This is a genomic window from Caulobacter sp. FV2ye17ST (genome assembly GCF_058680955.1).
The window spans coordinates 2,472,332-2,499,090 of sequence record NZ_CM178727.1 but is presented as its reverse complement, the minus strand read 5'-3'; the positions used below and the strand labels follow the sequence as shown (position 1 = coordinate 2,499,090).

The window sequence follows — 26,759 nt, the reverse complement described above, 5'->3', positions numbered from 1 at the left end:
CACACCGTACAAAAGGCGACGCCCCGGAGAGTGATCTCCGGGGCGTTTTCTTTTTCAGCCTGGGTGGGGAGGCTTAGCCCCGGCGGCCGTCGTGGCGACCGTCGCGGTCGTGGCGGTCACGATCCTGACGGTCATGCTTCTGGACGTAGACGCGCTGGCTCAGGCGGTCGAAGCGCATGTCCAGGTCGCGGCGTTCCTGCATCGACAGGCCACCGCCGCTGCGACGGTACTGGACTTCCAGGCGACCCAGGCTGCGGAACTCGCCGCGCAGGCGCTGGGCTTCCGAGCGTGTGATCTCGCCGCTGCGGACGCCCTGGTCGATGCGGCGGTCCAGATTGGCCTGACGCTGGTTGACCGACTGCCACGGCGCGGCCTGGGCGGCCAGGGGCGCTGCCGAAACGATGGCCAGGGCGGAGAGGGAAAGCAGAAGGCGCTTCATGGCGAAAACCTTTCGAAACTGTCGATCGCCGGGGAGTGCGATCTGATGGAGCCATAAAGCCACCCCTCATCTGAACGTTTCCGGAGCCGCTCGTTATGCTGCGTTCATGCTGGGAACGGTGGACGGCAAGGATCGTTGAGCGTCCAAGGTCGAGCTTGTCGGCCGCCAGTACGGGGCGTTTTCTCAATGACATTGCAGCAGGGACTGTCCTTCGCGCTGATCGGCGCGACGGTGCTGTGCTTTCTCTGGGGGCGCTGGCGGTACGACCTGATCGCCCTGGGCGCGCTCGCGGCGGGCATCGCGCTTGGCCTGATCCCGATCAAGACCGCCTTCGACGGCTTCTCCAACGACATCGTCATCATCATCGCCAGCGCTCTGGTCCTCAGCGCCGCCATCGCCCGGTCAGGGCTGGTCGACATGCTGATGGCGCCGCTGTTGCCCTATCTGAAGGATGAGCGCTCGCAGGTGCCCGTGCTGGCCGGCGTCACCACCATCCTGTCCATGGCGACCAAGAATGTCGGGGCCCTGGCCCTGATGATGCCTTCGGCCCTGCAGATCGCCAGGCGCAGCGGGGTTTCGCCGGGGCGTCTGCTGATGCCGATGTCGTTCGGGTCACTGGTCGGGGGGCTGGCGGTGCTGGTCGGCACCTCGCCCAACATCATCGTCTCGGAGGTGCGCAAGGAAGCCCTGGGCAAGCCCTTCCTGATGTTCGACTTCATGCCGGTCGGCGGCATCCTGGCGATCCTGGCTGTGGTCTATCTGTCCTTCGCCTATCGCCTGCTGCCCAAGGGGCGGGTCGCGGCGATCGACGTCGACGCGGCGCTGGCCGCCAACGCCTATGTGACCGAGGTCGAAGTCCCCGAAGGCTGGGCGTTCGAGACCTCGCGGGTCGCCGCCCTGCTCGCCGCAGCAGGCGGCGCGGTCAGCGTGGTGGCCATCCTGCGGGGTCGCAAGCACATCGCCTCGCCACACCCCAACCGCAAGGTGCTTCCGGGCGATGTGCTGCTGTTGGAAGGCGAGCAGCAGGCGCTCAATGAATTGATCGTACGGGCCAAGTTCAAGTTCAACGACGCCGACCGACCGATCGTCATGGATGAGCCCACGGACGAGGTGCGCGTGGTCGAGGCGGTGATCGGGGCCCAGTCCGACCTGATCGGCAAGACGGCGAAGGGGTTGAAGCTGAACGAGATCCAAGGCGTGAATATTCTGGGCGTCAGCCGCAGCGGCTACCGCATGGCGGGACGACTGGCGACCGTGCGCCTAAGGGCCGGCGACATGCTGGTGCTGCAGGGCTCCGAACAGCAACTGCCCGCGGCCCTGCAGGCTCTGGGCTGCCTGCCGTTGGCCGAGCGCGAAGTGCGCCTGGGCGGCGTACGGCATGCCCTGCTGCCGACGGGCATCGTGGCCGCCGCAATGCTGCTGGTGGCATTCGGCCTGATCCCGGTCGCGGCGGGCTTCTTCGGCGCCGCCGTTCTGGTGATCGCCACCGGCGCCCTGAGGATGCGGGAGGCCTATGGTGCGCTGGAGGGGCCGGTGCTGATCCTGGTGGCCGCCTTGATACCGGTCAGCGACACCGTTCAGGCCAGCGGTGGCACTGACCTGATCGCCGGCTGGCTGTCGGGCGCTTTCCACGGGCTGCCGCCGCTGTTGACCCTGACGGCGATGATGGCGGTCGCCATGGCCGCGACACCGTTCCTCAACAACGCCGCCACGGTGCTGATCGTCGCCCCGATCGGCCTGAGTCTGGCCCAGCGCCTGGGGCTCAATCCCGACCCGTTCCTGATGGCGGTGGCCATTGGCGCGGGCTGCGATTTTCTCACGCCCATCGGCCATCAGTGTAACACGCTGGTGCTGGGCCCAGGCGGCTACAAGTTCAGCGACTATGCTCGGCTGGGCGCGCCGCTCACCGTGTTAATCCTGCTTGTGGCTCCGTCCCTGATCGCCGTCTTCTGGCCGTTCGTGGCACGCTAGTAGACGTCTTCGGGATCGAACTGCGCCTCGGCGTCAGCGTCCGGAACCGAGCCGCGCCGTTCCTCGCCCGCGAATTCGTGGTCGATACGGCGACGCCGGCAGGGACCGAAATACTCGCCCACCCGAACGAAAGGGCGGGGATTGTTGATCACCTCATTGAGGCGGTGCATCACGCCGCGCGCGTTGAGCGGCTTGGCGAGAAACTCGGTGACCCCGGCCATGCGGGCGTCGTCGAGGCTGCGCTTGGTGGCATGGCCCGTGATCATGACCACCGGCACGTAGGGGTTGGGGCTGGCGGTGGAGGTGCGGATCCATTTGATAAAGGCCAGGCCGTCGACAGGCTGCATCATCAGGTCGGTGAAGATGATGTCGACCTCGCTCGCGTTCATGATGCGCAGCGCCTGAAGGCCATCATCGGCTTCGTGGATCCGTCGGATGCCAAACGACTTCAGGATCGCGCCCATGATTTTGCGCATGTTTGAATTGTCGTCGACCACGAGTACGGACAACGAACTGAGGTCCATCCCGTTCACCCAACCGTCTCCAATCACCCAGCAATATGAAAGCCGTTGGACTTTGTAGTCCCAGACGTCGAAGTTGCGCCATCTCTGGTTTATGAAGTGTTTCTGGTCGCGATCTGAACTCACGAAGCCATGATGACTCAGTTTTAACTGTAAATCGATTGGCTGAATTCTATCGCTACAGTGGATTGAGAATATCTGCTGTCGCGACGCGCGAAAAAGGCCGCGCTCTGCAAGAGCGCGGCCTTCTGAATCTCGGCGGTGCTGTGAAGCCTAGCGGCGGTCGCCGGGGCGGCTGCCGGGAACATTCTGATCGTCCTGGGGCAGCATGCCGCCACGACCGACGGTTCCGAGCAGCTGCTCAAGGATGGTCATTTCGCGACCGCGGGTCGGGGTCTCTCGGCCGTTATAGGCGATGACCTTGCCGTCCTTCAGCGTGAAGGTGTTGACCGAGGCGACCTTTTCGTCAGCCGGGTTGAACTTGATCGCGATCACGTCGCGCTTGATCACGCGCGGCATGTAGAACGCCACCCGGTCCGTTGTCTGGGACACGTAGTACCAAGTGTTCGGATCAAAGGTTGAAATGGTCGAGGGGGAACCCAGCTTCTCCATCAGCGTGGATTTGCTGTCCTCGCCGACCTTCATGTCGGCGGGGCGAGCCTCGATGGCCTGAAAGCCGGAATAGCTCGTCAGCGGCGTGCAGCCGGACACAACGGCGGACAGGCCGAGGGCGGCGGCGACGAAAACGGCGGGACGAAACATGTAGGCTCCGGAACCGGAAAAATGCTGGACTTTGACCTATCGCCCGCAGGGGCTTAGTTCAATGGCCCGCGTGGACCGGTAGCTCATCTAGTTCCGGGTCGCGGCGAAATAGAGGCGTTGAATGATTCTGGATCGGCTGCTGAAACCCAGGCCCGCCAAGGCCGCAGGGGCCAAGCTGTATGCATCGGCCGTCGCACAGGCGCGCTCAGCGCCGCTGTACGCGACGATGGGCGTTCGCGACTCGCTGGAAGGCCGGTTCGAGCTGTTTACGCTCCACGTCGTGATTTTGCTGGAGCGGTTGAAGGGGCAGGGCGACCTGGCCGCTGAAACTTCTCAGGCCGTGTTCGACGCCTATGTACGCGGACTTGACGACGCTTTCCGCGAGATCGGGGTGTCGGACACCGCCGTCGGCAAGAAGATGAAGAAGCTGGCCGGCGCCTTCTATGGCCGCCTTAAGGCGTTCGACGAGGCCGCCGCGTTGCTGCCTGATCGCACCGCTCTGGGCGAGATGATCGGCCGCACGGTTCTGGAAGAGCGCGGCGAAGGCGATGCAGAGGCTCTGACGACCTATGTGGTCGCTGCGCGGGGCAGCCTGGCCGCCCAGTCGCTGGACGCCCTGCTGCAAGGAGAGGCGCAATGGCCGAACCCGTGAATACGCCCTGGCCTTGCGAGGTTCCCCTGGCCCGCGTCGATCGCGGCGACATCAGCCTGCGCTTTGAACCCGACGCCGATCAGCGCAAGGCCATCGCCAAGCAACTGGGTCTGGTGCGTCTGGAGGCGTTCTCGTCCGAGGTCTATCTGACCTCATGGATGGATGGCGCCGAGGTCTCGGGCCGTCTGAGCGCCCGGGTGATCCAGGTGTGCAGCGTAACGGCCGACGACTTCGAGGAGGCCATCGAGGCGCGGTTCACGGTCCATGTGATCCCCGCGGACAGCGAGCATGCTCCGGCCGAAGAGGGCGGCGAGCTTGGGCTGGACCCCGAGGCCGACGATCCGCCGGACGTGCTGGAGGGCGATGTAATCGACGTCTCCGGCTATGTGCTGGAGCATCTGGCTCTCGAGCTCGACCCGTTCCCCCGCAAGCCGGGCGCGGTGTTCGAGAACCCGCTGCCGACAGCGGAAGTCTCGCCCTTCGCCGCGCTCAAGGCGCTCAAACCCAAGGGCGATTCGGACTAAACGGGTCCGACTCGCCCCGCTTGCGTGATACTCATGCGGGCGTCCCAGGAGCTAAAAGCGCCAACGTGTCCAAGACCATAGTCATTTCGATCGACGCCATGGGCGGCGATCACGGCCCGTCCGTCGTTGTTCCTGGGGTAGCCAAGGCCGCCCAGGCGCTGCCGGGCGTGCGCTTTCTGCTGCATGGCGACGAAGCCAGGCTGAACGCCGAACTGGCCAAGTCGCCGGCCGCGCGGGCGGTCAGCGAGGTCCGTCACACCGACAAGTTCATCGCCATGGATGAGAAGCCTGCCCAGGCCATGCGCCGGGGCAAAGGCTCCAGCCTGTGGAACGCCGTCGAGTCGCTGCGCGCCGGCGAGGCCCAGGCCTGCGTCTCGGCCGGCAACACCGGCGCCCTGATGGCGATCTCCAAGCTGATCCTGCGCATGGGCGCCGGGCTGGAGCGTCCGGCCATCGTCGCCAGCTGGCCGACCATGAAGGGCATTACCGCGGTTCTGGACGTCGGGGCCAATGTCGAGAGCGACGCGGCCCAGCTGGTCGAGTTCGCGATCATGGGCGCGGCCTTTCACCACGCGGTGCATGGCTCCAAGCGACCGACCGTTGGCCTGCTGAACGTGGGTTCGGAAGACCAGAAGGGCCACGACGAGGTGCGTGAAGCCCACGCCATCCTCAAGGACACCCAGCTGGACTTCGACTATCACGGCTTCGTCGAGGGCACCGATATCGCCTATGGCACCGTGGACGTGGTCGTCACCGATGGATTCACCGGCAATGTGGCGCTGAAGACCGCCGAGGGCTTGGCGCGGTTCTTTTCCAATGAAATCAAGTCGACCCTGACGTCTGGACCGCTCGCCATGCTGGGCGCGGTGATCGCCTCGGGCGCGCTGAAGAAGATGCGCGCGCGACTGGATCCGGGCCGCGTCAATGGCGGGCCGCTGCTGGGTTTGAACGGCATCGTGGTCAAGAGCCACGGCGGCGCGGACGCCAACGGCTTCTTCTCGGCGATCCGGGTGGCCACGGATCTGGCGCGCAGCGACTTCACCGCCGAGATCGACCGAAATCTGAAGCGCCTGACCGCTTCGGCGACCCCAGGCGGCGTCCAGGGCGAGGCTTGCCCCGTCGACGCCAAGCGTGATGGAGTGAGTGAGTGAGCGTTGTCCGCAGCGCGGTCACCGGGATCGGCGCCTATCTGCCCCCCAAGATCGTCACCAATGATGACCTGTCCAAGTTCGTCGACACCAGCGACGAGTGGATTGTCGAACGCACGGGCATCCGCCAGCGTCACCAGGCGGCCGAAGATCAGGCCGTGTCAGACCTGGCGCTTGAGGCCGCCAAATCGGCGCTCGCAGCGGCGGGCAAGACGGCGGCCGATGTCGATCTGATCATCGTCGCCACCACAACGCCCGACCTGACCTTTCCCGCCACCGCCACCATCGTGCAGCGCAAGCTGGGCGCGCCGGTTTGCATCGCCTTCGACATCCAGGCCGTCTGCTCGGGGTTCGTCTACGCGCTGAGCGTCGCCGACGGCTTCGTGGCGCGGGGTCATGCCAAGTGCGCTCTGGTCATCGGGGCCGAGACCATGACCCGACTGATGGACTGGTCGGACCGCGGCACCTGCGTGCTGTTCGGCGACGGCGCCGGCGCGGTGGTGCTGGAGCCGCGCGAAGGGCAGGGGACGACGGCTGATCAGGGGCTGCTGAGCTTCGCCCTGCGCGCCGACGGGACCAAGCAGGACCTGCTGTTCGTCGATGGCGGTCCTTCGACCACCGGCACGGTCGGCAAGCTGCGGATGCTGGGCAATCAGGTCTTCAAGCACGCCGTGGTCAATATTTCGGAGGCCATCCGCGCGGCGGCCAGCTCGGCCGGCGTCCAGATCGCCGATGTCGACTGGTTCATCCCTCACCAGGCCAATCAGCGCATCCTGCAGGGTGTGGCCCACCGGGTGGGGCTGGACGAGGACAAGGTCATCTCGACCGTGGCCATTCACGCCAATACCTCGGCGGCTTCGATCCCTCTGGCCTTCGCCCACGGCGTTGCCGACGGGCGCATCAAGCCGGGGCAATTGCTGTTGCTGGAAGCCATGGGCGGCGGTCTGACCTGGGGCGCCTGTCTTCTGCGCCTCTGACGCGCGCCGGCGCCCTGCTTGCGGGCGGGTGTGAAGTCTCGCCCTTGAGGCTTTGACTTCATGCGATAATCACGGCATGCAGTCTTGGCTAAACGTCAGCGTTCGCTGAGTGAAGGCGACGACCTTCGTTTGAGTGGACCAAGTGTTTTCAATCTGGCGCAGTCCTTTCAGGACCCGTCAAAGCGCGTAGGGGGCGTCATGAAGGGCGCGACATTGACCCGGGCCGACCTCTGCGAGGCGGTCCATGAAGAGGTTGGTCTGACCCGGCAGGATTGCGCCGGTCTGGTCGAGCGTACGCTCGATCTGGTGGCCGAGGCGCTCGAGGGCGGCGAAACCGTCAAGCTGTCGGGCTTCGGCGTCTTCCAGGTTCGCGACAAGCGGGCGCGCATGGGCCGCAACCCCAAGACGGGCGAGCCCGCCGAGATCGAACCCCGCCGGGTGATCGGTTTCCGCGCCTCGCAGGTCATGAAGGCGCGCATCGACCGCGCCCTGGGCGGCTAGGCACACACGCGGTGGCGAAGGGACCCAACGCCTTCCGCACGATCTCCGAAGCCGCTGAAGAGCTGGGCGTGCCGCAGCATGTCCTGCGGTTCTGGGAAACCAAGTTCTCTTTCATACGCCCCATGAAGCGGGCGGGCGGACGGCGATTCTACCGTCCGCAGGATATCGCTGTCCTGAACGGCGTGCGCGTGCTGCTGCACGGCGAAGGCCTGACCATCAAGGGCGTGCAGAAGCTGCATCGCGACCAGGGCCTGTCCCATGTGATCGCCGCGGGCCTGGGCTCCAACGGTTCGGCCATGCTGGACGCTGACGCCGCTCGCCCCAACGATCCCACGCACGGCTTCGAACTGGCCGACGAGGCCCGCGATCGGCTGGCCTTTGCGCTCGGTGATCTTGAGGTCGTCAAGGCGCGTCTGGACGGCCTTTTGAAGCGTCTTTGAGGCCCCTCGAAATTCACCCGGAATACCGGTTGCAGAGCCCCGGACCGGCGCCTATAAGAGCGCCTCTTCCGTCGGAGCGTGGCGCAGCCTGGTAGCGCACTTGACTGGGGGTCAAGGGGTCGCAGGTTCAAATCCTGTCGCTCCGACCATTTCCGCAAGGGAATAAACGGAAGAACGGAAAGGCCGCCCTACGGGGCGGCCTTTTTCGATTCTGGCGCCTCAGCGAATGACCGGCTTGTCGGCCTTGCCCATCCACGACATCAGCGGCATCAGCGGCAGGCCCCAGGCCAGGCCCACGACGGCGAAATACAGCAGGTGCACCGCGCGGTTGTCGGGCAGGTAATCGTAGAGCGTGGCGGCGCCGGCCACATAGGCCGTCAGAAAAGCCATGATGCCCAGGCCGCCGATCAGTTTCCGCACCCTGGCAGGGAGAAGAGGGCGGGCGGGGATAAGGGGAGCACTCACGCGGATCTCCGGAAGACGAGGCCGAGCACGGCCAGAAACAGGACGGCGCCGACGCTGGCGATCAGCAGTCCGCCCCAGAAGCCGGTGAACGGCAGGGCCAGGCGCTGGGCGATGAACACGCCGATAAAGGCGCCGATGACGCCGATCAGCAGCTTGACGAACAGCGAGTGGCGGCGTCCCAGCACGAGGTCGGCGAACCAACCGGCGAAGATGCCGATCAACGCCGTGGCGAACACTCCAACACCGCTCATCAGGTCCTCCGCGCCGGACCCGTCGTCCGCGTCGCATCCTCGCACGAAAGTCCCTTAAGCGTCATCGGTCATGGACGGCTGGCCGCGACGGGAGTAGGGGTCGGCTGGTCGCATTTCGGCCCAGAATAGTCGCTTTGTCCGGTAACATGACGTCTTTCCTGCGTTCCGATCGTTCCCGTCCCGTCGCCATCTGGCTGTTTGTCGTGGCGGCGCTCGTTTTCTGCATGGTCGTGGTCGGCGGCGCGACGCGCCTCACCGACTCGGGCCTGTCGATCACCGAGTGGAAACCGATCATGGGCGCGCTGCCGCCGATGTCGGAAGCCGCCTGGCAGGCCAATTTCGAGCTCTACAAGGAAATTCCCCAGTACAGGCTGGTGAATGCCGGCATGACGCTGGAGGCCTACAAGACCATCTTCTGGTGGGAGTGGGGACACCGGCTTCTGGGTCGCCTGGTCGGCGCGGCGTTCGCCATCCCGTTCGCATTCTTTCTGATCCGCGGGATGATCCCCCGCCGCTTGATCTGGCGCTGCGCGGTGATGCTGCTTCTGGGCGGGCTTCAGGGGCTGGTCGGCTGGTGGATGGTGTCCAGCGGTCTGTCCGAGCGGGTCTCGGTCGCGCCCGAACGGCTGATGACCCACCTGGGCCTGGCCTTGGCGCTGTTCGTGATGCTGAACTGGACGGCGCTGGACGCCTGGGCCGGCTCGCCCCGCGTCGAGGAGCGTTCGCCCTGGCGCGGCTGGGCCCTGGCCCTGCTGGGCGCCATCTTCTTTCAGAGCCTGCTGGGCGCCCTGGTGGCCGGCAATGACGCGGGTCTCGTCTATAACGACTGGCCGCTGATGAACGGCGCGCTGTTGCCCGACCAGTATCTGGGCAAGGGTTTCTGGGGCACGCTGGCCCATAGCCAGGGCGCGGTGCAGCTTCACCACCGGCTGGTCGCCTACGCCCTGTTCGCGGCGGGCATCGCGGTGGGCGTCATGGCCCAGCGCGCGCGCCACCTGCCGGCTCAGGCCAAGGCGGCGGGCCTTGCGGTCGCCGTTGTCGTTACAATGCAGGCCGGGCTGGGCGTGTGGACCCTTATGGCCCACGTGCCGCTCTCCCTCGGCGTGCTGCACCAGGCAGGCGCCGCGGTGTTGCTGGCGGTCGCCACCGCCTTCGCCTGGCGCGTGCGGCGGCCTTAGATCTTCATGGCCGCCCAGGGACCCGTGATCGCCAGGGTCATGCCGGGCCACTGGATGTTGACGAACAGGGTCTGGCCGTCCGGCGAGAAGCAGGCGCCGGCGAACTCGGCATTGCCCTTGAAGACATTGCGACCCAGGGTGAAGACCTTGCCCTGCGGGGTGACCATCTTGATGTGGTTGGGCTTGATCAGGGAATAGCGATCTTCGCAGACCACGATGTGGCCCTGGGGCGAGATCGTGATGTTGTCGGCATAGTCCAGCACGCGCGTGTCGTCGCTCTCGACGAACAGTTGCAGACGCCCCGGCTTGTCGCGCTCGCCAGCCTGGCCCTCCTCGGCGCTTGGCACATAGCGGAAGATCTGGCCCGCGGCCTTGGGGCCGCCCGACGTGGCGGTGAAATAGAGCTCGTCCTGCCCCCACCACAGGCCTTCGCCCCGAGCGAAAACGGCGGCGCCCGCCGCATGGCCGCGCCGACGCAGGTCGTCGTCGGGGTTATCGACGCCCTCAAGATCGATCCAGCGCGCATCCAGCCAGCCGGCCGGCTCGATCGTGCGGCTGGCCTGGTTGCGGCTGTCGGCGCCGCTCTGGACACCGACAAAGCCCAGCGCCTGAAGCCGACCGCCCGCCGCCAGATTGCGCCGGTCGTTGGGCAGGAAGCGATAGAACAGGCCGTCGGCCACGTCTTCGGTCATGTAGACCACGCCGGTGCGGGGATCGATGCAGGCGGCCTCGTGCTTGAAGCGGCCCATGGCTTTCAGCGGAACCGGCTCGACCAGCCCCTTGGCGGCGCTGGGCACTTCGAAGACATAGCCGTGGTCCTTGTTGACCGACTTGCCGGCCTTGCGGACAGTCTCTTCGCAGGTCAGCCACGAACCCCACGGCGTGACGCCGCCAGCGCAGTTCACGGCCGTGCCCGCCAGGCTCAGATGCTGGCTCACGGTCTCTCCGCTCTTGAGGTCGTAGACTACCGTGGTCGTGCCGCCCGGCAGCGGCACGTCGCCGCTGGTGAAGTCGTAGACGCCGCCGCGCGCCATGCGCCCGGCCAGCCGCGCGCCTCGACCATAGGGGCCGGTGTCGATGTCGTCGTGGTCCAGTTCGTGATTGCGCACGAGGGCGACGCGGTCGCCGCCCAGATCGAAGCAGCCCATGCCATCAAAGGCGCCGGGCACGAGGAAGCCGTCGGACATGGTCTGGCCCGCCTGGCTGATCACCCGATACGAGAAGCCGTCCGGCAGCTCCATCATGCCCTTCGGATCGGGACGCAGCGGCCCATAGCCCTCGACCTGGTTGCGATAGGACGCGCCGCTGGCGTTGTCCTGGGCGCGGGCCTGAAAGCCCATGAAGGCCAGGCTGGTGGCGGCCGAGGCGATGAAGGCGCGACGCGAGAAGGTCATGGCAGGGGGACTCCGGTCTAGGCCCGCCCTATGCCCACCTTGCATGACGCCGCTATGACGCTTCAGAATGAGGTATTATGATACCGCATCGCGCAAACCCTTGTGCTGTAAGGGTTTGTCGAGTTTCTTGCGTGCGCATTGTTGACAGGCCGCGAACCCTCCTGTACCTGCCGCCCCTCACGCAGACGGAGCCGTTTCCTTTGGCTCCCGACGCACAAGGAATACGGATCAATCCCATGCAAAAGACCACGGCTTCCCTGAAGCCCGCCGAGGTCGAGAAGAAGTGGATCGTGGTCGACGCCCAGGACGCCGTTGTCGGTCGTCTGGCGACGTTCATCGCCATGCGTCTTCGCGGCAAGCATCGCCCCGACTACACCCCGAACGTTGACTGCGGCGATTTCGTCGTCGTGATCAACGCCGACAAGGTGAAGTTCACCGGCAAGAAGATGGACGACAAGATCTACTATCGCCACACCGGTCACCCGGGCGGCGTCAAGTCGACCACCCCGCGCAAGCTGCTGGAAGGCCGCTTCCCGGAACGCGTCCTCGAAAAGGCCGTCGAGCGCATGCTGCCCAAGGAAAGCCCCTTGGCCCGCAAGCAACTGACGCACCTGCTCATCTACAACAACGGTGAGCACCCGCACCAAGCGCAGAGCCCGGAAGCGATCGATTTCGCTGCGCGCAACGCCAAAAACACCCGGAGCGCCTAAGTCATGTCCGAAGCTCAAGGCTTTGACGCGCTGGCCAGCCTGTCCAGCAACCCCGAAGCGGCCGCTCCGGCCGTCCAGAAGATCGACGCCCAGGGCCGCGCCTACGCGACCGGCAAGCGCAAGAACGCGATCGCTCGCGTCTGGATCAAGCCCGGCAAGGGCACCATCACCATCAACGGCCGCGACCAGGAAGTTTACTTCGCTCGTCCGGTTCTGCGCATGATGATCGCTCAGCCTCTGCAGGTCACCGACCGCGAAGGCCAGTTCGACATCGTCGTCACCGTTGAAGGCTCGGGCCTCTCGGGCCAGGCCGGCGCCGTGCGCCACGGCCTGTCCAAGGCCCTGACCTACTATGAACCCGCGCTGCGTCCCGTCCTGAAGCCGCATGGCTTCCTGACGCGCGACAGCCGCGTGGTCGAGCGTAAGAAGTACGGCAAGGCCAAGGCCCGTCGTAGCTTCCAGTTCTCGAAGCGCTAAACGCGATTTCACGCGTTTGGAGGAGGGCGCTTCGGGAAACCGGAGCGCCCTTTTTCTTGTCTCCTTGTCTGGATTGGAGGTCGCGATGACCCCGAAGGTCTTCATCGATGGCGAAGCCGGCACCACGGGTCTGCAGATCCGCGAGCGTCTGGTCGGCCGCACCGATCTTCAGCTGATCTCGATCGATCCCGACAAGCGCAAGGACCCGGCCGCGCGGGCGGAGATGCTGAACAGCGCCGACGCCGTGATCCTGTGCCTGCCCGACGACGCCTCCAGGGGGGCGGTCGCCCTGATCGAGAACCCTTCGGTGAAGGTCATTGACGCCTCGACGGCCTATCGCACGGCGGGGGACTGGGCCTATGGCTTCGCCGAGCTCGACCGCGAGCAACGCGGCAAGATCGCTGGCGCGACGCGGATTTCCAATCCGGGCTGCTATGCCACAGGCGCCATTGCCCTGACCCGTCCGCTGGTCTCGGCCGGCATCCTGCCCGCCGACCTGCCGATCTCGTTCAATGCCGTCTCGGGCTACACCGGCGGCGGCAAGGCCATGATCGCCGAGTTCGAGGACGAGACCTCACCGAACTACACCCGGGTTCCGTACCGGATCTACGCCATGGGCCTGTCGCACAAGCATGTGCCCGAGATCCAGAAGCACGGCGGCCTGCTGACCCGTCCGATCTTCACCCCGGCGGTGGGTCGTTACGCCCAGGGCATGCTGGTGGAGTTGCCGCTGCACCTGGCGACGCTGGAAGATGGCCGCTGCCTGCACGACATCCACGCCGCCTTCGCCGCCCACTATCGGGGCGAACAGTTCGTCCAGGTCGCGTCGCTGGACGAGGCCAAGGCGATGACCACGCTGGATCCGGAAGGCCTGAACGGCACCAACCGCCTGAAGATCTTCGTATTCGGCTCCGACACGAGTGGTCAGGCCCGTCTCGTGGCCCTGCTCGACAATCTGGGCAAGGGCGCGTCCGGCGCGGCGGTGCAGAATCTCAACCTGGCGCTGGGCCTGGACGAGGCGGCGGGGTTGTAGGTCGTCGCCGCGGCGGCTCAGCCGCGCCAGCGATAGTGCGCCACGGCCGTGTGGAGCTTGAACATCCACAGCGGCTCCTCCTTGGTTCCGAAGCCGATATTATGCACGACACGCACGCTGTCGGGGCCTCGCGCCACGATGCCCAGGTGTGGGCGCCCGCCCCAGACTCGCCAGGTGAGGATGTCACCCGGACGAGGTTCGTCGAAGCTGTCGCCCACCTCTCGCCGCGTTGATCGGCTCAGCAGCGCGCCCTGGCGCTGCAGATAGGTTTCCAGGTTCAGCACCCGGCGGTGATCGATGTTGGAATCCGGTCTCTTCAGTCCCCAGGTGCTGCGCGAGGGATAGGCATCGAAGTTCCGGGCCATGTCCTCGTGGACGCGCTGCTGCAGATCGATCTGCCACGCGTCTCTGGCTGCGCGAACCAGCACGTCGGCGCAGACGCCCGTTGTGCGTAGGACGTCGCCCAGCGGATAGGCGATGGCGCGATAGCTGGCGTCATAGGCCTTGGTCACGCCGATCTGCGCGCGCGCCGCCATGGCCAGGTCAAGGCCATCGCGTGTCGCCGCCCGCGCGCCAAACGCCGGGGCGGCGAGAATCATTCCCAGGGTGGTTCGGCGGCTGATCGCGGACATGGCGGGAAGCTTCACCACGATCCGGGCGAGTTTTGGGCGAACATCGTCCGGTCAATACCTGATCAACGATCAGGCGTCGGACCTCACCCGCACATAGCTGCCGGGCGCATCTTCCAGCGGCTTCAGTTTGCCCTTCGCCGGGTCGCGGGCCGGGACCAGCGGGCCAGAGCGGGCCCGCAGCCATTCCGCCCAGTGCGGCCACCAGGAGCCGGGATGTTCCTGCGCGCCCGAGATCCAGCCCTCGACCGAGCCTGGCAGGGCTTCGTTGGTCCAGTGCTGGTATTTCCTGGCGTCGGGATGGTTGATCACCCCCGCGATATGGCCCGAACCGGCCATGGTGAAGGTCACCGGGCCGCCAAAGGCCCGCGCGCCGCGATAGACGCTGCGATAGGGAGCGATGTGGTCGTCCTTGGACGACTGGACATAGATCGGGATCTTGACCTTGGACAGGTCCAGCTTCTCGCCGCCCAGGGTCAGGGCCCCGGTGGTCAGGGCGTTGTCCTTGTAGAAATTGCGCAGATAGAACATGTGCAGCGACTTGGGCATGCGGGTCTGGTCGGCGTTCCAGAACAGCAGGTCGAAGGGGCGGGGCTCCTTGCCCATCAGATAGTTGCTGATGAAGAACGACCAGATCAGGTCGTTGCCGCGCAGGCTGTTGAAGGTGTCGGCCATAGACTGGCTGGGCAGGAAGCCGCCTGTCGCGTCCATCTGCTGCTCGATCGACTGCAGCCATTCCTCGTTCGTGAACAGCAGAAGATCGCCGGCTTCGGAGAAGTCCTGCTGGGCGGCGAAGAAGGTGGTCGAATTGATCCGCGTGTCGTCCCTAGCCGCCATATGGGCCAGGGCGCAGGAGAGCAGGGTGCCGCCGATGCAATAGCCGACGGTGTTGACCTTATCGACGCCGGTCTGGGTCATGACCTGCTGGGTGGCGTCATAGACGCCCTCCAGCATGTAGTCCTCGAAGGTTTTTGCGGCGAGCCTGGCGTCGGGATTGACCCACGATGTCACGAACACCGTGAAGCCTTGGCTGGTGAGCCAGCGGATCATCGAATTTTCGGGCCGCAGGTCCATGATGTAGAATTTGTTGATCCACGGCGGGAAGATCAGCAGCGGGATTTCGTGGACCTGCTCCGTGGTCGGATCGAACTGCAGCAGCTGCAGGATGTCGTTCTGGTAGACGACCTTGCCCGGCGCCGTGGCGACGTTCTCGCCCACCTTGAACTTGTCGAGATCCGTCTGGCTGATCGCCAGCTGGCCGCCGCCGCGATCCAGGTCTGCGGCGAAGTTCTCCATGCCGCGCACCAGGCTCTCGCCATTGGTCTGCATCACCTCGCGCAGGGCGGCGGGATTTGAGATCAGGAAGTTCGACGGCGAGAAGGCGTCGGTCAGCATCTTGGTGAAAAACTCGACCCGGCGCTTGGAGCCCGGATCCACGCCCTCGACATCGGACACTAGGCCGTTCAGCCAGTTCGAGGTGAGCAGGTAGGACTGCTTCATCATGTCGAACATCGGGTTGGACGCCCAGTCGGGGTCGCTGAACCGCTTGTCGCCGCTGGCGGGCGTCACGACGGGCTTGGTTTCCTCGCCGGCGGCGCGGCGGGCGGCCGACTGCCACAGGTCCATGTAGCGGCTGAAGAGGTCAGCCTGGGCGCGCAGCATGCGGTCGGGCTGTGCTGCCAGGCGGGACATCACTTCGTTCATGGCCGGGGCGACGTGGAACGGGTCGGCGTTCAGCGCCGCGGGGCGATCAGCCTGTCGCAGGGCCGCCTCGGCGATCGCGCCCTGGGCGGTCACGGCGGCGCGGGCCAGGTTGGCCGAAAGCTTTTCCAGCATCTGGCGCTGGTCGGGTGACATCATCGCATCGAAGCCGGGCATCGACGGCGTCGGCGGATGAACACTGGCGGCGCCGGTCGATTCGGCCTGGGGCCCGGCCGCTTCCTGGCGAGGCGGCGGTTCGGGCGGCGGGGCCGTGGGCTTGGCGGCGGCCTTGGGCTTGGAAGAGGCCGATTTCGCCTTAGGCGCTGAGGCCTTGCGCGGCTTTGGGGGTGTTTTCGCCGTAGCCATGCTGGTTCTTCCCGCTTCTTTTCTACCGTCTCGTCAGCTTGCTGACGCGCACGGCCTTTTGTTCGTCGCGATCATCGCATAAGACCGGAGACAAGATGAACGGCGCAACAGGCAAAATCGCACGTCTCGGCGTGCTTATCGGTCTCACGGCTCTGACCGTGTCGGGCTGCGCCTCGCCGTTCAAGACGGCGAAGGTGGATCCGTCCTCGCCGATCGCCGAGGCTACCCGCGCCGCCGCCCGCCAGAAGGGCCACCGTCCGACCTTCGCCGACATCCCCGCCGTGCCCACCGATGTGCGCGGACCGGCGCGGATCAAGGCCGTGGTGGAGGCCGAGCAGCGCGCCGCCGCCAAGCTGCGTCGCGACGCGGCGCCGGAAACCTTCAAGCTGACCGACACCGAAGGCTATGCCGCCCGTGCGCGCGCGGAAGCCAAGGCGCCGGACTTCGGCGCGCCCACCGACGCCGATCGCGCCGAGACCGAAGCTTTCGCAGCAGCGGCGCGTGGCCGAGCTAGCGCGCCTTCGTCGCAGCCCAAATAGGCCGGCGAAGGCATGATCTTCCTTGAACTGGCTTGGCGCGACCCCGCTTGGGGTCTATCCATGCCCGACTTTTGCTCCCGACGCGCCGGAGCGGCGCACTGAGCCCCAAATGACCACCGATTTTCATCGTATCCGACGCCTGCCGCCCTATGTTTTCGAAGAGGTCAACAAGATCAAGGCGCGCCTCCGCGCCGAGGGGACCGACATCATCGACTTCGGCATGGGCAATCCCGACATGCCGACGCCCAAGCACATCGTCGACAAGCTGATCGAAACGGCCCGCGATCCCAAGGCCGGCCGCTATTCCGCCTCCAAGGGCATTCCCGGTCTGCGTCGCGCCATGGCCGGCTACTATGACCGCCGCTTTGGCGTGAAGCTGAATCCCGACACGGAGGTCATCTCGACCCTGGGCTCTAAGGAAGGCTTTGCCAATCTGGCCCAGGCCCTGACCGCGCCCGGCGACGTGATCATCTGCCCGAACCCGGCCTATCCGATCCACGCCTTCGGTTTCATCATGGCGGGCGGCGTCATTCGCCACGTGCCGGCCCTGACGCCCGAGGACTACCTGTCCAACATCAGCCGCGCGGTGAAGCACTCGGTGCCGCCGCCCAGCGTGCTGATCCTGTCCTATCCCTCCAACCCGACCGCCCAGTCGGTGGACCTGGACTTCTACAAGGACGCCGTCGCCCTGGCCAAGAAGCACGACCTGCTGGTGATCAGCGACGTGGCCTATGGCGAGATCTATTTCGAGAACAATCCGCCGCCGTCGATCCTGCAGGTCAACGGCGCCAAGGACATCGCCGTCGAGGTCAATTCGCTGTCGAAGACCTACGCCATGGCCGGCTGGCGCGTGGGCATGGTGGTCGGCAACGCCCGCATCTGCGCCGCCCTGGCCCGCGTGAAGTCCTATCTGGACTACGGCGCCTATACGCCGGTGCAGGTGGCCGCCGCCACGGCGCTGAACGGTCCGCAGGACTGCGTCGACGAGATCCGTGGCATCTACAAGGCCCGCCGCGACACCCTGGTGTCGTCGATGGCCCGCGCCGGCTGGGACATTCCCAATCCGCCGGCCTCGATGTTCGCCTGGGCCAAGATCCCCGAAGCCTATCGCGAGGCGGGCTCGATGGTGTTCTCTAAGCTGCTGATCGAGGAGGCCGGCGTCGCCGTGGCTCCGGGCGTCGGCTTTGGTGAGTACGGCGAGGGCTATGTCCGCATCGGGCTGGTCGAAAACGAGCACCGCATCCGTCAGGCCGCGCGCAACGTGAAGAAATTCATCACCAACGCCGACGCCATCCTGGCCAAGCATCACAATTCGGTGGAGCCGGTCTAGGACGGGCTTCGCGATTAGGATTCCAAGATGACGAACAAAACCTGGCGCGTCGGCGTCGCCGGCCTCGGCACGGTTGGTGGTGGCCTTCTGCAGTTCCTGGCCGAGCGCCCCGACTTCGCGCCAGCCGGCGACCGCGCCGTCGTCACCGCCGTCTCGGCGCGGTCGAAATCGCGGCCGCGCACGATCGATATCTCGGGCCTGACCTGGTTTGACGATCCCGTCGCCCTGGCCGGTTCGCCGGACATCGACCTGTTCGTCGAACTGGTCGGCGGCTCCGACGGCCCGGCCAAGGCCGCGGTCGAGACGGCTCTAAAGGCCGGCAAGCCGGTGGTCACCGCTAACAAGGCCCTGATCGCCGAGCATGGGGCCGAACTGGCCGCCCTGGCGGAAGCGCAAGGCGTGCCGCTGCTGTTCGAGGCGGCCGTCATGGGCGGCGTGCCGGCCGTGAAAATGATGCGCGAGGCGATGGTCGGCGACGACATCGACTCCGTGGCCGGCATCCTCAACGGCACCTGCAACTTCATCCTCAGCGAAATGGAGAAGACCGGCCGCTCGTTCGCCGATGTGCTGCGCGAGGCCCAGGCCCTGGGTTATGCCGAGGCCGATCCGACCATGGACGTGGGCGGCTTCGACGCCGGCCACAAGATCACGATCCTGGCGGCCCTGGCCTTTGGCTGCGCGCCCAACTTCGCCGCCGCCGAGATCGAGGGCATCGAAGCGGTCGAGCTGCTCGACATCAAGCTGGCCAAGGATCTGGGCTACCGGATCAAGCTGGTCGCCTCGGCCTCGCGCACCGACCACGGCGTGGCGGTGAAAGTGCACCCCTCGCTGGCGCCGCTGGAGCATCCGTTGGCCCAGGCGGGCGGGGCGCTCAACGCCCTGTTCATCGAGGGCCGTCGCGTTGGACGGATCTTCGTGCAGGGCCCTGGCGCCGGCGCGGGGCCGACAGCCGCCGCCGTGGCCGCCGATATCGCCGATGTGATGACCGGCGCTGTGCGTCCCGTGTTCCAGGCCCCGGCCGGAAACCTCAAGCCGTTCATCGCCGTCGATCCCAGCCGCACGGTGGGCAAGGCCTATCTGCGGATCATGGTTCGCGACGAACCGGGCGCCATCGCCGCCATATCCGAAACCCTGGCCGAATGCGGGGTCTCGATCGACAGCTTCCTGCAAAAGCCTGTCGAGGGTGCGGGCGGCGTGCCGATCGTGCTCGTTACCCATGCGACTCCTGAATCCAATCTCCTTGACGCGATTAGCGGCATCGAAAAACTTCACGCCGTGCTAGAGCGTCCCCGCCTTTTGCGCGTCGCGCGCATCTGAGAACCGCGAAAAGCGGCCGAGAATTAGCCTCACAAGGCTGGGAGACGTTGATGAGTTCGAAGACCCTGGACCGCTCGCTGGTCCTGGACGCGGTCCGCGTTACCGAAGCCGCCGCCATCGCGTCCTGGACCCTTGTCGGACGTGGTGACGAGATCGCCGCTGACCAGGCTGCCGTCGACGCCATGCGCAACGCGCTGAACGAACTGGCCATCGACGGCGAAATCGTCATCGGCGAGGGCGAGCGCGACGAAGCGCCCATGCTCTACATCGGCGAGAAGGTCGGAACGGGCAAAGGTCCGGCCATCGACATCGCCCTCGACCCGCTGGAAGGCACCACCCTGGCCGCCAAGGCCATGCCCAACGCCCTAGCCGTGATGGCCTGGGCGCCCAAGGGCACGCTGCTGAACGCACCCGACACCTATATGGACAAGATCGCGTGCGGGCCTGGCCTTCCGGCCGGCGTCATCGATCTGGACCGCACGCCGGCCGAGAATGTGCAGGCGGTCGCCGCCGCCAAGGGCGTGCCGCCGTCCCAGATCACCGTCTGCGTTCTGGATCGTCCGCGTCACGCCGAGATCATCGCCAGCGTCCGCTCGGTCGGCGCGCGGGTTTATCTGATCACCGACGGCGACGTGGCCGGAGTCATCAACACCACCGATCCCTCGACCGGCATCGACCTCTATGTGGGCTCCGGCGGCGCGCCCGAGGGTGTGCTGGCCTGCGCGGCCCTCAAATGCGTCGGCGGCCAATTCCAGGGTCGCCTGCTGTTCCGCAACAGCGATGAAAAGGCCCGCGCCGCCAAGTGGGGCATTACCGAGCTCGACAAGAAGTACGACCTGCACGACATCGTGCGCGCCGACGCCATCTTCGCGGCCACCGGCGTCACCTGGGGCAATCTGCTGGACGGGGTCACCTACAGGGACGGCTTCGTGCACACCCACACCCTGGTGATGAACTCTTCCACAGGCACCGTCCGCGAAGTGCGAATGAAGCGCCGGGTGTAGGATCGTCACGGCCCAGCGGCTAAGGTCGCGGCGAATCCTTCAAACTTTTCGAGACCCTGAATGACCACGCTGAAAACCCTCGCCGACCACCTGGCCGCCGAGCAGACCGCCAATGACGCGGTCAAGGACGTGGTCGCCGTGATCGCCGCCGCCTGCGTCCAGATCAGCAGGGTCGTGGCCTCTGGCGCTATCTCTGGCAGCCTGGGCGCGGCCGGGCAGATCAATGTTCAGGACGAAGAGCAGAAGAAGCTCGATATCATCACCAATGATATTCTGCGCGACGCCCTGAAGGCCTGTCCGGCCGTGGCGGGCCTGGCCTCCGAGGAGCTGGAAGAGATCGAGACCACTGGTCGCGTCGGCGGCTTCCTCGTCACCTTCGACCCGCTGGACGGCTCCAGCAATATTGACGTCAACGTGTCGGTCGGGACGATCTTTTCGATCCTGCCGGCCCCGGCCGGGCGCGAGACGACCGAAGCCGACTTCCTGCTGCCAGGCCGCCAGCAGGTCGCGGCCGGCTATGTGGTCTATGGCCCGCAGACCATGCTGGTCCTGACCCTGTCCAAGGGCGTGTTCGGCTTCACGATGAACGCCGAGAGCGCCTGGCTGCTGACCCACGAGACCGTGGCGATCGGCGCCGACACCGCCGAGTTCGCGATCAACATGTCCAACCAGCGCCACTGGGCCGAGCCCGTGCGTCGCTATATCGACGGCTGCCTGCAGGGCAAGGATGGCCCACGCGGCAAGAACTTCAACATGCGCTGGGTGGCCTCGATGGTGGCCGACGTCCACCGTATCCTGATGCGGGGCGGCATCTTCATGTACCCGTGGGACGCCCGCGAGCCGGACAAGCCCGGCAAGCTGCGCCTGCTGTATGAGGCCAATCCCATGGCCCTGATCGTCGAGCGCGCGGGCGGCAAGGCGACGGACGGCAAGACGGCCATCCTCGACCTGCAACCGACCAAACTGCATCAGCGCGTGCCGGTGGTGCTGGGCTCGGCCAACGAGGTCGATCTCGTTTCGGCGAGCTAGGCGACCGCGACTGACGCCGCCAGGGCGCATGGAGCGAATCCCCGGAAACGGATAGGCTCGTCCGATGCGCATCACACCCAAGCTCAGGATCGTCTAGCCATGGCCGACGGTCATGCGCCTATCGAGCAGGACGCCTTCCTGGGCGTCGCGCGCTCCCTGAGTGGCCGGGCCTGGCGCGAGCGCCCGGGCGATCCCGCGGCGGCGCGCAGCCATCAGCAGGTCCACGGCCTTTCCGAGCCCCTGGCGCGCGCCCTGGCGGCGCGGGGCGTGGGCGCCGACGGGGCTGAGGACTATCTGCGCCCGACCCTGAAGGCGCTGTTTCCCGACCCTTCCAGCTTCACCGACATGGACCGGGCCGCCGAGATCCTGATCGACGCCCTGGAAGCGGGCCGGCCGACCATGGTGTTCGCCGACTATGACGTCGACGGCGCCACCAGCGCCGCCCAACTGGTGCGCTGGTTCCGCCATATGGGCGTCGAGCTGCCGATCTATATTCCCGACCGCCTGACCGAGGGCTATGGCCCCAGCCCGGCGGCCTTCAAGACCATTCGCGACACCGGCGCCGAGCTGGTGGTGACCCTGGACTGCGGCGCGGCGGCCTATGACGCTATCGCCAGCGCCGCAACCATCGGGCTGGAGGTGGTGGTGATCGACCACCACCTGATGCGCGAGGATCCGCCGGCCGCTGCCGCCGTGGTTAATCCCAATCGCCCGGGATGCCAGAGCGGGCAGGGGGTTCTGGCCGCCGCCGGCGTCACCTTCGTGCTGCTGACCGCCCTGAACCGTGAGGCCCGCAAGCGCGGTCTGTTCACCGAAGATCGCCCGCAGCCGGATCCGCGCCAGTGGCTGGACCTGGTAGCCATGGGCGAGGTCTGCGACGTCACCCAGCTGGTCGGCTTCAACCGCGCCCTGACGACCCTTGGCCTGCGCACCATGTCCCAGTGGGGCAATCCGGGTCTGAAGGCCCTGTTCGAGGTCGGCAAGGGCTCTGGCCCGGCTTCGGTGTTCCATGCCGGCTTCATCCTGGGGCCGCGCATCAATGCTGGCGGCCGGATCGGTCGTTCGGACCTCGGCGCGCGCCTTTTGTCCACGGATGATCCCGAGGAAGCCCGGATGCTGGCCGAGGAGCTCGACGCCCTCAACACCGAGCGCAAGGCCGTCGAGGCCGGCGTGGTCGAGGAAGCCGCGGCCGTGCTGGAGCGCGGCAGCAATTTCAATCCGGACGCGCCCGTGATCGTGGTGGCGGGGGAGGGGTGGCATCCCGGGGTCATCGGCATCGTCGCCGGCCGCCTGCGCGAGCGCTATCGCAAACCCGTGGTGGTGATCGGCATCGATCGCGCCGCCAATGTGGGCAAGGGCTCGGGCCGGTCGCAGCCCGGCGTCAATCTGGGCGCGGCGATCCAGGCGGCGTTCGAGCAAGGCTTGCTGATGTCTGGCGGCGGTCACGCCATGGCGGCGGGGCTGTCGATCCGTCCGGATTCCATTCCCGAGTTCCGCGCCTTTCTGGAAGAGCGCCTGGCCGGCGAGATGGAAGCCGTCGGCCCGGAGGCCGTCGAGATTGACGCCCTGGTCCAGCCGCGTGGCGTGGACCGCGCGCTGTATGAGGACTTCCAGCGCCTTGCCCCGTTCGGACCGGGTAATCCGGAGCCGATGTTCGCCCTGACCGGCGTGCGCGCCGACCGTGTCATGGCGCTGAAGGGCGGCCATGTGAAGATGGATCTGGTCGGACCGACCGGCGAACGCCTGAAGGCGATTTCCTGGCGCAGCGCCGAAACGGACCTTGGTCGCCGGCTGTTGTCGGGCGGCGGCGCGCTGCATGTCGCCGGCAAGCTGAAGCCGGACGACTATAATGGCCGCAACGGCGTTCAGCTTGAGATCGAGGACGCCGCCGACCCGCGCGTCTGTTGATCGCCAACAGCATTTTCGGGCGTTGTCGCCCCGCCTGTGGGTGAACGGAAAAAATGCTTCCCAGCGGGTTGCGCACCCCAAACGGCGCGGCTATACACCCGCTTCCTCGCGGGGCCGTGGTCCCTTCGTCTATCGGTTAGGACGCCAGATTTTCATTCTGGAGAGAGGGGTTCGACTCCCCTAGGGACTACCACCCGCGAGGCTTTCAAATTCGACTATCGACGATGTCATCATCCCCGGATGGCGATGTGGTCCCTTCGTCTATCGGTTAGGACGCCAGATTTTCATTCTGGAGAGAGGGGTTCGACTCCCCTAGGGACTACCACCAAAAGCTGCATTCCTGACGCCTGCGGCTGTATTTCAGAATTATTGCCAGAAAGCCGCTGCGACGAAATGTCGCGCAGCCCCTTTGCGCGCGTGCTTGACGCGAATTCACCATTGACGGCTCTCCTAACGCGAGAACAGTGTTATTCTTGTGGCGCTCGTCCCGTTGGGCTGATTGGGCGAGCCAGAGGGGCGGAATGTCTGGTTATGATTTTGACGCCGTAGGTGCGCACGAAGACCTCGTGCGGATCAGCGGACGCGTAAAATGGTTCGACGTCGGCAAGGGTTACGGGTTCATCGTACCGGATGATCCCGGTCAAACCGGCCTCAAGGACGTGCTTCTCCACGTGACCTCGCTGCGCAATTGCGGCCGGGAAACCGCGCTTGAGGGCGCTGTAATCGTCTGTGACGTGGTGCGTCGCCCCAAGGGGTGGCAGGTCAGCGAGGTGGTCGATCTCGACGAGAGTTCGGCGCCGTCGCCGCTGGAGCGGCCGCGCCGCACCTTCGCCGACGCCGCGCCGCGACGCGAGCGCGACGGGATGGCCAGCGGCTTCCGCTCGGGGCTGGACAGCGGCGGCGGGCGTCAGGCCCTGACCCCCGAGGGACCGGCCGAGCACGCCAAGGTCAAATGGTTCAACCGCACCAAGGGCTATGGCTTCGTGGTGCGCGACGCCGAGCCCGGCGACATCTTCGTCCACATCGAGACCCTGCGCCGCGGCGGCCTGGAAGACCTCCAGCCCGGCGACGACGTCCTGGTGCGCTTCGCCAAGGGGCCCAAGGGCCTGGTCGTGGCCGAGATCACGCCCGGCGACGCCTGACTTTCGCCATCCAGGTCCGTCATTTCCGTTGATGGACCTGTCGCGCTAGGCTGCGTGTGTGGCCGTATGGCGAGTGAGGATTGCAAGTGGCGGTAATCGGCGAAGTTGGACGACGAGCAGTGCTGACGGCCCTGCTGGCTGGCGCTCTGCTGGCCGGCGAGGGCGCTGTCGCCAAGCCTGCGGGCAAGCTCGAGGCGGTTGAGATCCTGACCTCCAAGGGACGCGCGCGCTTTCAGGTCGAGATCGCCGCGACGCACGCCGAGCAGCAGCGGGGCCTGATGTTCCGCAAGTCCCTGGCGCCCGATCGAGGCATGCTCTTCACCTACGCCAAGCCGCAGCCGGCCGCCTTCTGGATGAAGAACACCCTAATCCCGCTCGACATCATCTATATCGCGCCCAATGGCAGGGTGCTGTCGATCGTCCGCAACGCCCAGCCCCACAACGAAATGCCCATGCCTTCCGGAGGCCCGATCCTGGGCGTTCTGGAGATCGCCGGGGGACGCGCCGCGCAGCTTGGCGTTCTGCCGGGCGACAGGGTTCTGCACCGGATTTTCCCGAAAGGCTGATCGGTTCTGCGATTGTCGCCGTTCCCGTTTGATCCGGACGACGAACCCTTGTAGAGCACGCCCCTGCCGATGTGTCGGAGCGTAGCGCAGCCTGGTAGCGCATCTGGTTTGGGACCAGAGGGTCGCAGGTTCGAATCCTGCCGCTCCGACCATCGGCTAAAGACTGGAGAGGTTCATGCTGGCCCGCATCTATCGCCCCGCCAAGACCGCCATGCAGTCCGGCAAGGCCAAGACCAAGGACTGGGTTCTGGAATTCGAACCCGCCTCGGCGCGCCGTTCGGACCCCCTGATGGGCTGGACCCAGTCGAGCGATATGAACGGCCAGGTTCGCCTGACCTTTGAAACGCGCGAGGAAGCGGTGGCCTACGCCCAGCACAACGGCCTGGCCTTCCAGCTGTTCGAGCCCAAGACTCCCAAGCGCATCATCAAGGCCTATGCCGACAACTTCGCGGCCGGCCGCAGACAGCCCTGGACGCACTAGCGTCGGCGTACTGAGGCTTCCCGGTTCGCGCCCTTAGCTCAGTTGGATAGAGCACTCGCCTTCTAAGCGAGCGGTCGCTGGTTCGAATCCAGCAGGGCGCGCCAATCCGGAAACTGTGGGCGCGGAGCCTCCGTCGCTTGCGCCATGCTTTTCAGTCCCCAAAGGGCGGCGAGCACAGTCGCCGACGAGACGCATGCGCCTTCCGCGCGCCTGTGTCGTCCGCAAGGCCCAGCAGACCCATGTCAGGTCGGCTGGGCGCTCTCGGGGATAATCAAGCCGCGATCAATAAGGGAGCCTAGCTCTTGGGCTTCAGCAGGCCGTGCATGCCCAGCCACCGGACGTAGGCGTCGAACCACCCGGTGCTGGTGGTGGTCTTCTGATACATGCCAAAGCCATGACCACCCTGCTCATACAGGTGGAACTCCACGGGCCGTTTGGCTGACCTCCAGCTCTCGATCAGTCCAAATCCGCTATTGGCGAAGAAGGGATCGTCGGCCGCGAGTGCGACGAACATGGGCGGAGCTTCGGACGGGACCGTCACCGGCGCGAGAGGGCCATAGATCAGGCCGATGAAAGCGGGTTTGGCGTCTTCGCCCGCCAGGGTGGTCGCCATGGTCAGCATGGCGCCGGCCGAAAAGCCGACCATCCCGATACGGTCGGGATCGACCTTCCATTCGGCCGCGCGCTGGCGGACAAGCGCGAAGGCCGCGCGAGAGTCCGCGATCTGCGGGGCTAGGCCGGCAAGCGCGGCCTCGGGGCTGGGCCGGGGCGGCCTGCTGGCCGTGGCAGAGAACATCTCGTTCATCGAGCGCTCGAAGCCCGGCATGTCCGCCGGCGTCGGGTTCAGCCGGTATTTGAGCACGAAGGCGGCGACGCCCTTGTCGGCCAGCGCCTTGGCGACATCCCAGCCCTCGTTTTCCATCGACAGGGTGCGAAACCCGCCGCCGGGCGCGACGATCACCGCTGCGCCCGTGGCCTTGGCCGGATCCGGTAGAAACGGCGTAAGCGTGGCGACGGTGACGTTGCGGGCGAAGGTGCTGTTGTACTGCTCGTGCCAGGACTCCGGCGCCGTGGCGCCGGGCAAGGCGCCGGTGCCAAGCACGATGGCGTTTGGCTGCGCCGGAACGGGTGTCGGCGTCATCCTGTCGTTCTGCGCGTTTGCCGTTGTGGCCAGGACGCAGGCAAGCGCGACGCCCGCCGCTGTCAAATAGGTCCGGATCGGGCCCATTCGCCCGCTGGATTTCGCAAGATCAGGCTGTCTCATGGCGTTCTCCCTTGTTGTTCTGGACCGCGCCGATCTCCCC

The 26,759-nt window shown here is 66.1% G+C and carries 29 protein-coding genes and 5 tRNA genes; 25 read left to right on the top strand and 9 right to left on the bottom strand.

All coding sequences use genetic code 11. From position 1 onward, the window contains the following. Window positions 1–73: 73 nt before the first annotated feature. Entirely contained in the window at window positions 74–439 is a 366-nt protein-coding gene (locus tag ACW17V_RS11930; protein WP_492105339.1) for a hypothetical protein, read from the bottom strand. A gap of 186 nt (window positions 440–625) precedes the next feature. Between ACW17V_RS11930 and ACW17V_RS11925 the strand changes: the two genes are divergently transcribed. Continuing rightward, window positions 626–2,410: an SLC13 family permease gene (locus ACW17V_RS11925; RefSeq protein WP_492105338.1), complete on the top strand. Its 1,785-nt coding sequence runs from the start codon at window positions 626–628 to the stop codon at window positions 2,408–2,410. Here ACW17V_RS11925 and ACW17V_RS11920 read toward each other — a convergent pair. Further along, window positions 2,407–3,057: a response regulator gene (locus ACW17V_RS11920; protein WP_492105337.1), complete on the bottom strand. Its 651-nt coding sequence runs from the start codon at window positions 3,055–3,057 to the stop codon at window positions 2,407–2,409. The genes ACW17V_RS11925 and ACW17V_RS11920 overlap by 4 nt on opposite strands. Before the next feature lie 147 nt (window positions 3,058–3,204). Continuing rightward, the gene (locus tag ACW17V_RS11915) at window positions 3,205–3,693 is read right to left on the bottom strand and encodes an outer membrane protein assembly factor BamE (RefSeq protein WP_492105336.1); all 489 of its coding nucleotides are present in this window, start codon (window positions 3,691–3,693) and stop codon (window positions 3,205–3,207) included. A gap of 121 nt (window positions 3,694–3,814) precedes the next feature. Between ACW17V_RS11915 and ACW17V_RS11910 the strand changes: the two genes are divergently transcribed. The 7 genes from ACW17V_RS11910 (at window position 3,815) to ACW17V_RS11880 (ending at window position 8,084) form a co-directional block, all read left to right on the top strand. Continuing rightward, entirely contained in the window at window positions 3,815–4,345 is a 531-nt protein-coding gene (locus ACW17V_RS11910) for a ubiquinol-cytochrome C chaperone family protein (protein WP_492105335.1), read from the top strand. Then, entirely contained in the window at window positions 4,330–4,869 is a 540-nt protein-coding gene (locus tag ACW17V_RS11905) for a YceD family protein (RefSeq protein WP_492105334.1), read from the top strand. Before ACW17V_RS11910 ends, ACW17V_RS11905 begins: the two co-directional genes overlap by 16 nt. Window positions 4,870–4,934: 65 nt before the next feature. After that, window positions 4,935–6,020, top strand: coding sequence for a phosphate acyltransferase PlsX (gene plsX, locus ACW17V_RS11900; protein ID WP_492105333.1), 1,086 nt, complete (start codon window positions 4,935–4,937; stop codon window positions 6,018–6,020). Beyond that, window positions 6,017–6,994 (top strand): beta-ketoacyl-ACP synthase III, encoded by a 978-nt coding sequence (locus ACW17V_RS11895; protein WP_492105332.1) that lies wholly within the window; start codon window positions 6,017–6,019, stop codon window positions 6,992–6,994. The genes plsX and ACW17V_RS11895 overlap by 4 nt, the downstream gene beginning before the upstream one ends. 198 nt (window positions 6,995–7,192) lie before the next feature. Further along, complete coding sequence (locus ACW17V_RS11890) at window positions 7,193–7,495, top strand: integration host factor subunit alpha (RefSeq protein WP_062146827.1); 303 nt, start codon at window positions 7,193–7,195, stop codon at window positions 7,493–7,495. A gap of 11 nt (window positions 7,496–7,506) precedes the next feature. Then, window positions 7,507–7,935 (top strand): MerR family transcriptional regulator, encoded by a 429-nt coding sequence (locus tag ACW17V_RS11885; RefSeq protein WP_492105331.1) that lies wholly within the window; start codon window positions 7,507–7,509, stop codon window positions 7,933–7,935. Between the two features lie 72 nt (window positions 7,936–8,007). After that, window positions 8,008–8,084, top strand: a tRNA-Pro gene (locus tag ACW17V_RS11880). A 70-nt stretch (window positions 8,085–8,154) separates the two neighbouring features. Here ACW17V_RS11880 and ACW17V_RS11875 read toward each other — a convergent pair. Continuing rightward, window positions 8,155–8,400, bottom strand: coding sequence for a DUF2842 domain-containing protein (locus ACW17V_RS11875; protein WP_492105330.1), 246 nt, complete (start codon window positions 8,398–8,400; stop codon window positions 8,155–8,157). After that, on the bottom strand, window positions 8,397–8,651 hold the full coding sequence (locus tag ACW17V_RS11870) for a GlsB/YeaQ/YmgE family stress response membrane protein (RefSeq protein WP_492105329.1): 255 nt from the start codon (window positions 8,649–8,651) through the stop codon (window positions 8,397–8,399). The genes ACW17V_RS11875 and ACW17V_RS11870 overlap by 4 nt, the downstream gene beginning before the upstream one ends. A 146-nt stretch (window positions 8,652–8,797) precedes the next feature. On the opposite strand from ACW17V_RS11870, the gene ACW17V_RS11865 reads away from it, so the two are divergent. Continuing rightward, a complete protein-coding gene (locus tag ACW17V_RS11865) occupies window positions 8,798–9,829 on the top strand; it encodes a COX15/CtaA family protein (protein ID WP_492105328.1) in 1,032 nt (343 codons plus the stop codon). Here ACW17V_RS11865 and ACW17V_RS11860 read toward each other — a convergent pair. Next, window positions 9,826–11,223, bottom strand: a complete 1,398-nt coding sequence (locus ACW17V_RS11860) for an alkaline phosphatase PhoX (protein WP_492105327.1) — start codon at window positions 11,221–11,223, stop codon at window positions 9,826–9,828. The genes ACW17V_RS11865 and ACW17V_RS11860 overlap by 4 nt on opposite strands. 236 nt (window positions 11,224–11,459) lie before the next feature. On the opposite strand from ACW17V_RS11860, the gene rplM reads away from it, so the two are divergent. From rplM to argC, 3 genes are all read left to right on the top strand, one after another. Beyond that, window positions 11,460–11,933 (top strand): 50S ribosomal protein L13, encoded by a 474-nt coding sequence (rplM, locus tag ACW17V_RS11855; RefSeq protein WP_035047832.1) that lies wholly within the window; start codon window positions 11,460–11,462, stop codon window positions 11,931–11,933. Between the two features lie 3 nt (window positions 11,934–11,936). Beyond that, window positions 11,937–12,410, top strand: a complete 474-nt coding sequence (gene rpsI, locus ACW17V_RS11850) for a 30S ribosomal protein S9 (RefSeq protein WP_492105326.1) — start codon at window positions 11,937–11,939, stop codon at window positions 12,408–12,410. An 85-nt stretch (window positions 12,411–12,495) separates the two neighbouring features. After that, complete coding sequence (argC, locus tag ACW17V_RS11845) at window positions 12,496–13,443, top strand: N-acetyl-gamma-glutamyl-phosphate reductase (RefSeq protein ID WP_492105325.1); 948 nt, start codon at window positions 12,496–12,498, stop codon at window positions 13,441–13,443. A gap of 17 nt (window positions 13,444–13,460) precedes the next feature. On the opposite strand, the gene ACW17V_RS11840 is transcribed toward argC, so the two are convergent. Together ACW17V_RS11840 and ACW17V_RS11835 are read right to left on the bottom strand one after the other, a co-directional pair. Beyond that, on the bottom strand, window positions 13,461–14,075 hold the full coding sequence (locus ACW17V_RS11840) for a DUF1287 domain-containing protein (protein ID WP_492105324.1): 615 nt from the start codon (window positions 14,073–14,075) through the stop codon (window positions 13,461–13,463). 69 nt (window positions 14,076–14,144) lie between these two features. Beyond that, window positions 14,145–16,139, bottom strand: a complete 1,995-nt coding sequence (locus tag ACW17V_RS11835) for a class I poly(R)-hydroxyalkanoic acid synthase (protein WP_492105323.1) — start codon at window positions 16,137–16,139, stop codon at window positions 14,145–14,147. A gap of 95 nt (window positions 16,140–16,234) precedes the next feature. Here ACW17V_RS11835 and ACW17V_RS11830 point away from each other — a divergent pair, with 95 nt between their 5' ends. The 13 genes from ACW17V_RS11830 (at window position 16,235) to ACW17V_RS11770 (ending at window position 25,559) form a co-directional block, all read left to right on the top strand. Further along, window positions 16,235–16,678, top strand: coding sequence for a hypothetical protein (locus ACW17V_RS11830; RefSeq protein WP_492105322.1), 444 nt, complete (start codon window positions 16,235–16,237; stop codon window positions 16,676–16,678). 109 nt (window positions 16,679–16,787) lie between these two features. Continuing rightward, on the top strand, window positions 16,788–18,008 hold the full coding sequence (locus tag ACW17V_RS11825) for an LL-diaminopimelate aminotransferase (RefSeq protein WP_492105321.1): 1,221 nt from the start codon (window positions 16,788–16,790) through the stop codon (window positions 18,006–18,008). A 27-nt stretch (window positions 18,009–18,035) separates the two neighbouring features. After that, window positions 18,036–19,325 (top strand): homoserine dehydrogenase, encoded by a 1,290-nt coding sequence (locus ACW17V_RS11820; protein WP_492105320.1) that lies wholly within the window; start codon window positions 18,036–18,038, stop codon window positions 19,323–19,325. 50 nt (window positions 19,326–19,375) lie between these two features. Beyond that, the gene (gene glpX, locus ACW17V_RS11815; protein WP_492105319.1) at window positions 19,376–20,329 is read left to right on the top strand and encodes a class II fructose-bisphosphatase; all 954 of its coding nucleotides are present in this window, start codon (window positions 19,376–19,378) and stop codon (window positions 20,327–20,329) included. A 60-nt stretch (window positions 20,330–20,389) separates the two neighbouring features. Further along, window positions 20,390–21,358 carry a class 1 fructose-bisphosphatase gene (locus ACW17V_RS11810; protein WP_492105318.1) on the top strand — a complete coding sequence of 323 codons (969 nt, stop codon included), beginning with the start codon at window positions 20,390–20,392 and terminating at the stop codon, window positions 21,356–21,358. A gap of 99 nt (window positions 21,359–21,457) precedes the next feature. Continuing rightward, the gene (gene recJ / locus ACW17V_RS11805; protein WP_492105317.1) at window positions 21,458–23,266 is read left to right on the top strand and encodes a single-stranded-DNA-specific exonuclease RecJ; all 1,809 of its coding nucleotides are present in this window, start codon (window positions 21,458–21,460) and stop codon (window positions 23,264–23,266) included. A gap of 118 nt (window positions 23,267–23,384) precedes the next feature. Further along, a tRNA-Glu gene (locus tag ACW17V_RS11800) sits at window positions 23,385–23,459 on the top strand. 57 nt (window positions 23,460–23,516) lie between these two features. Next, window positions 23,517–23,591: transfer RNA gene (locus tag ACW17V_RS11795), tRNA-Glu, on the top strand. A 196-nt stretch (window positions 23,592–23,787) separates the two neighbouring features. Then, on the top strand, window positions 23,788–24,408 hold the full coding sequence (cspD, locus tag ACW17V_RS11790) for a stationary phase survival cold shock domain protein CspD (RefSeq protein ID WP_492105316.1): 621 nt from the start codon (window positions 23,788–23,790) through the stop codon (window positions 24,406–24,408). 86 nt (window positions 24,409–24,494) lie between these two features. After that, complete coding sequence (locus ACW17V_RS11785; protein WP_492105315.1) at window positions 24,495–24,974, top strand: DUF192 domain-containing protein; 480 nt, start codon at window positions 24,495–24,497, stop codon at window positions 24,972–24,974. A gap of 75 nt (window positions 24,975–25,049) precedes the next feature. Then, a tRNA-Pro gene (locus ACW17V_RS11780) sits at window positions 25,050–25,126 on the top strand. A gap of 23 nt (window positions 25,127–25,149) precedes the next feature. Then, window positions 25,150–25,455, top strand: a complete 306-nt coding sequence (locus tag ACW17V_RS11775) for an ETC complex I subunit (protein ID WP_492105314.1) — start codon at window positions 25,150–25,152, stop codon at window positions 25,453–25,455. Window positions 25,456–25,482: 27 nt separating this feature from the next. Next, window positions 25,483–25,559, top strand: a tRNA-Arg gene (locus ACW17V_RS11770). A 191-nt stretch (window positions 25,560–25,750) separates the two neighbouring features. Here ACW17V_RS11770 and ACW17V_RS11765 read toward each other — a convergent pair. Next, window positions 25,751–26,596 (bottom strand): alpha/beta hydrolase, encoded by an 846-nt coding sequence (locus tag ACW17V_RS11765; RefSeq protein ID WP_492105313.1) that lies wholly within the window; start codon window positions 26,594–26,596, stop codon window positions 25,751–25,753. Window positions 26,597–26,759 lie beyond the last annotated feature (163 nt).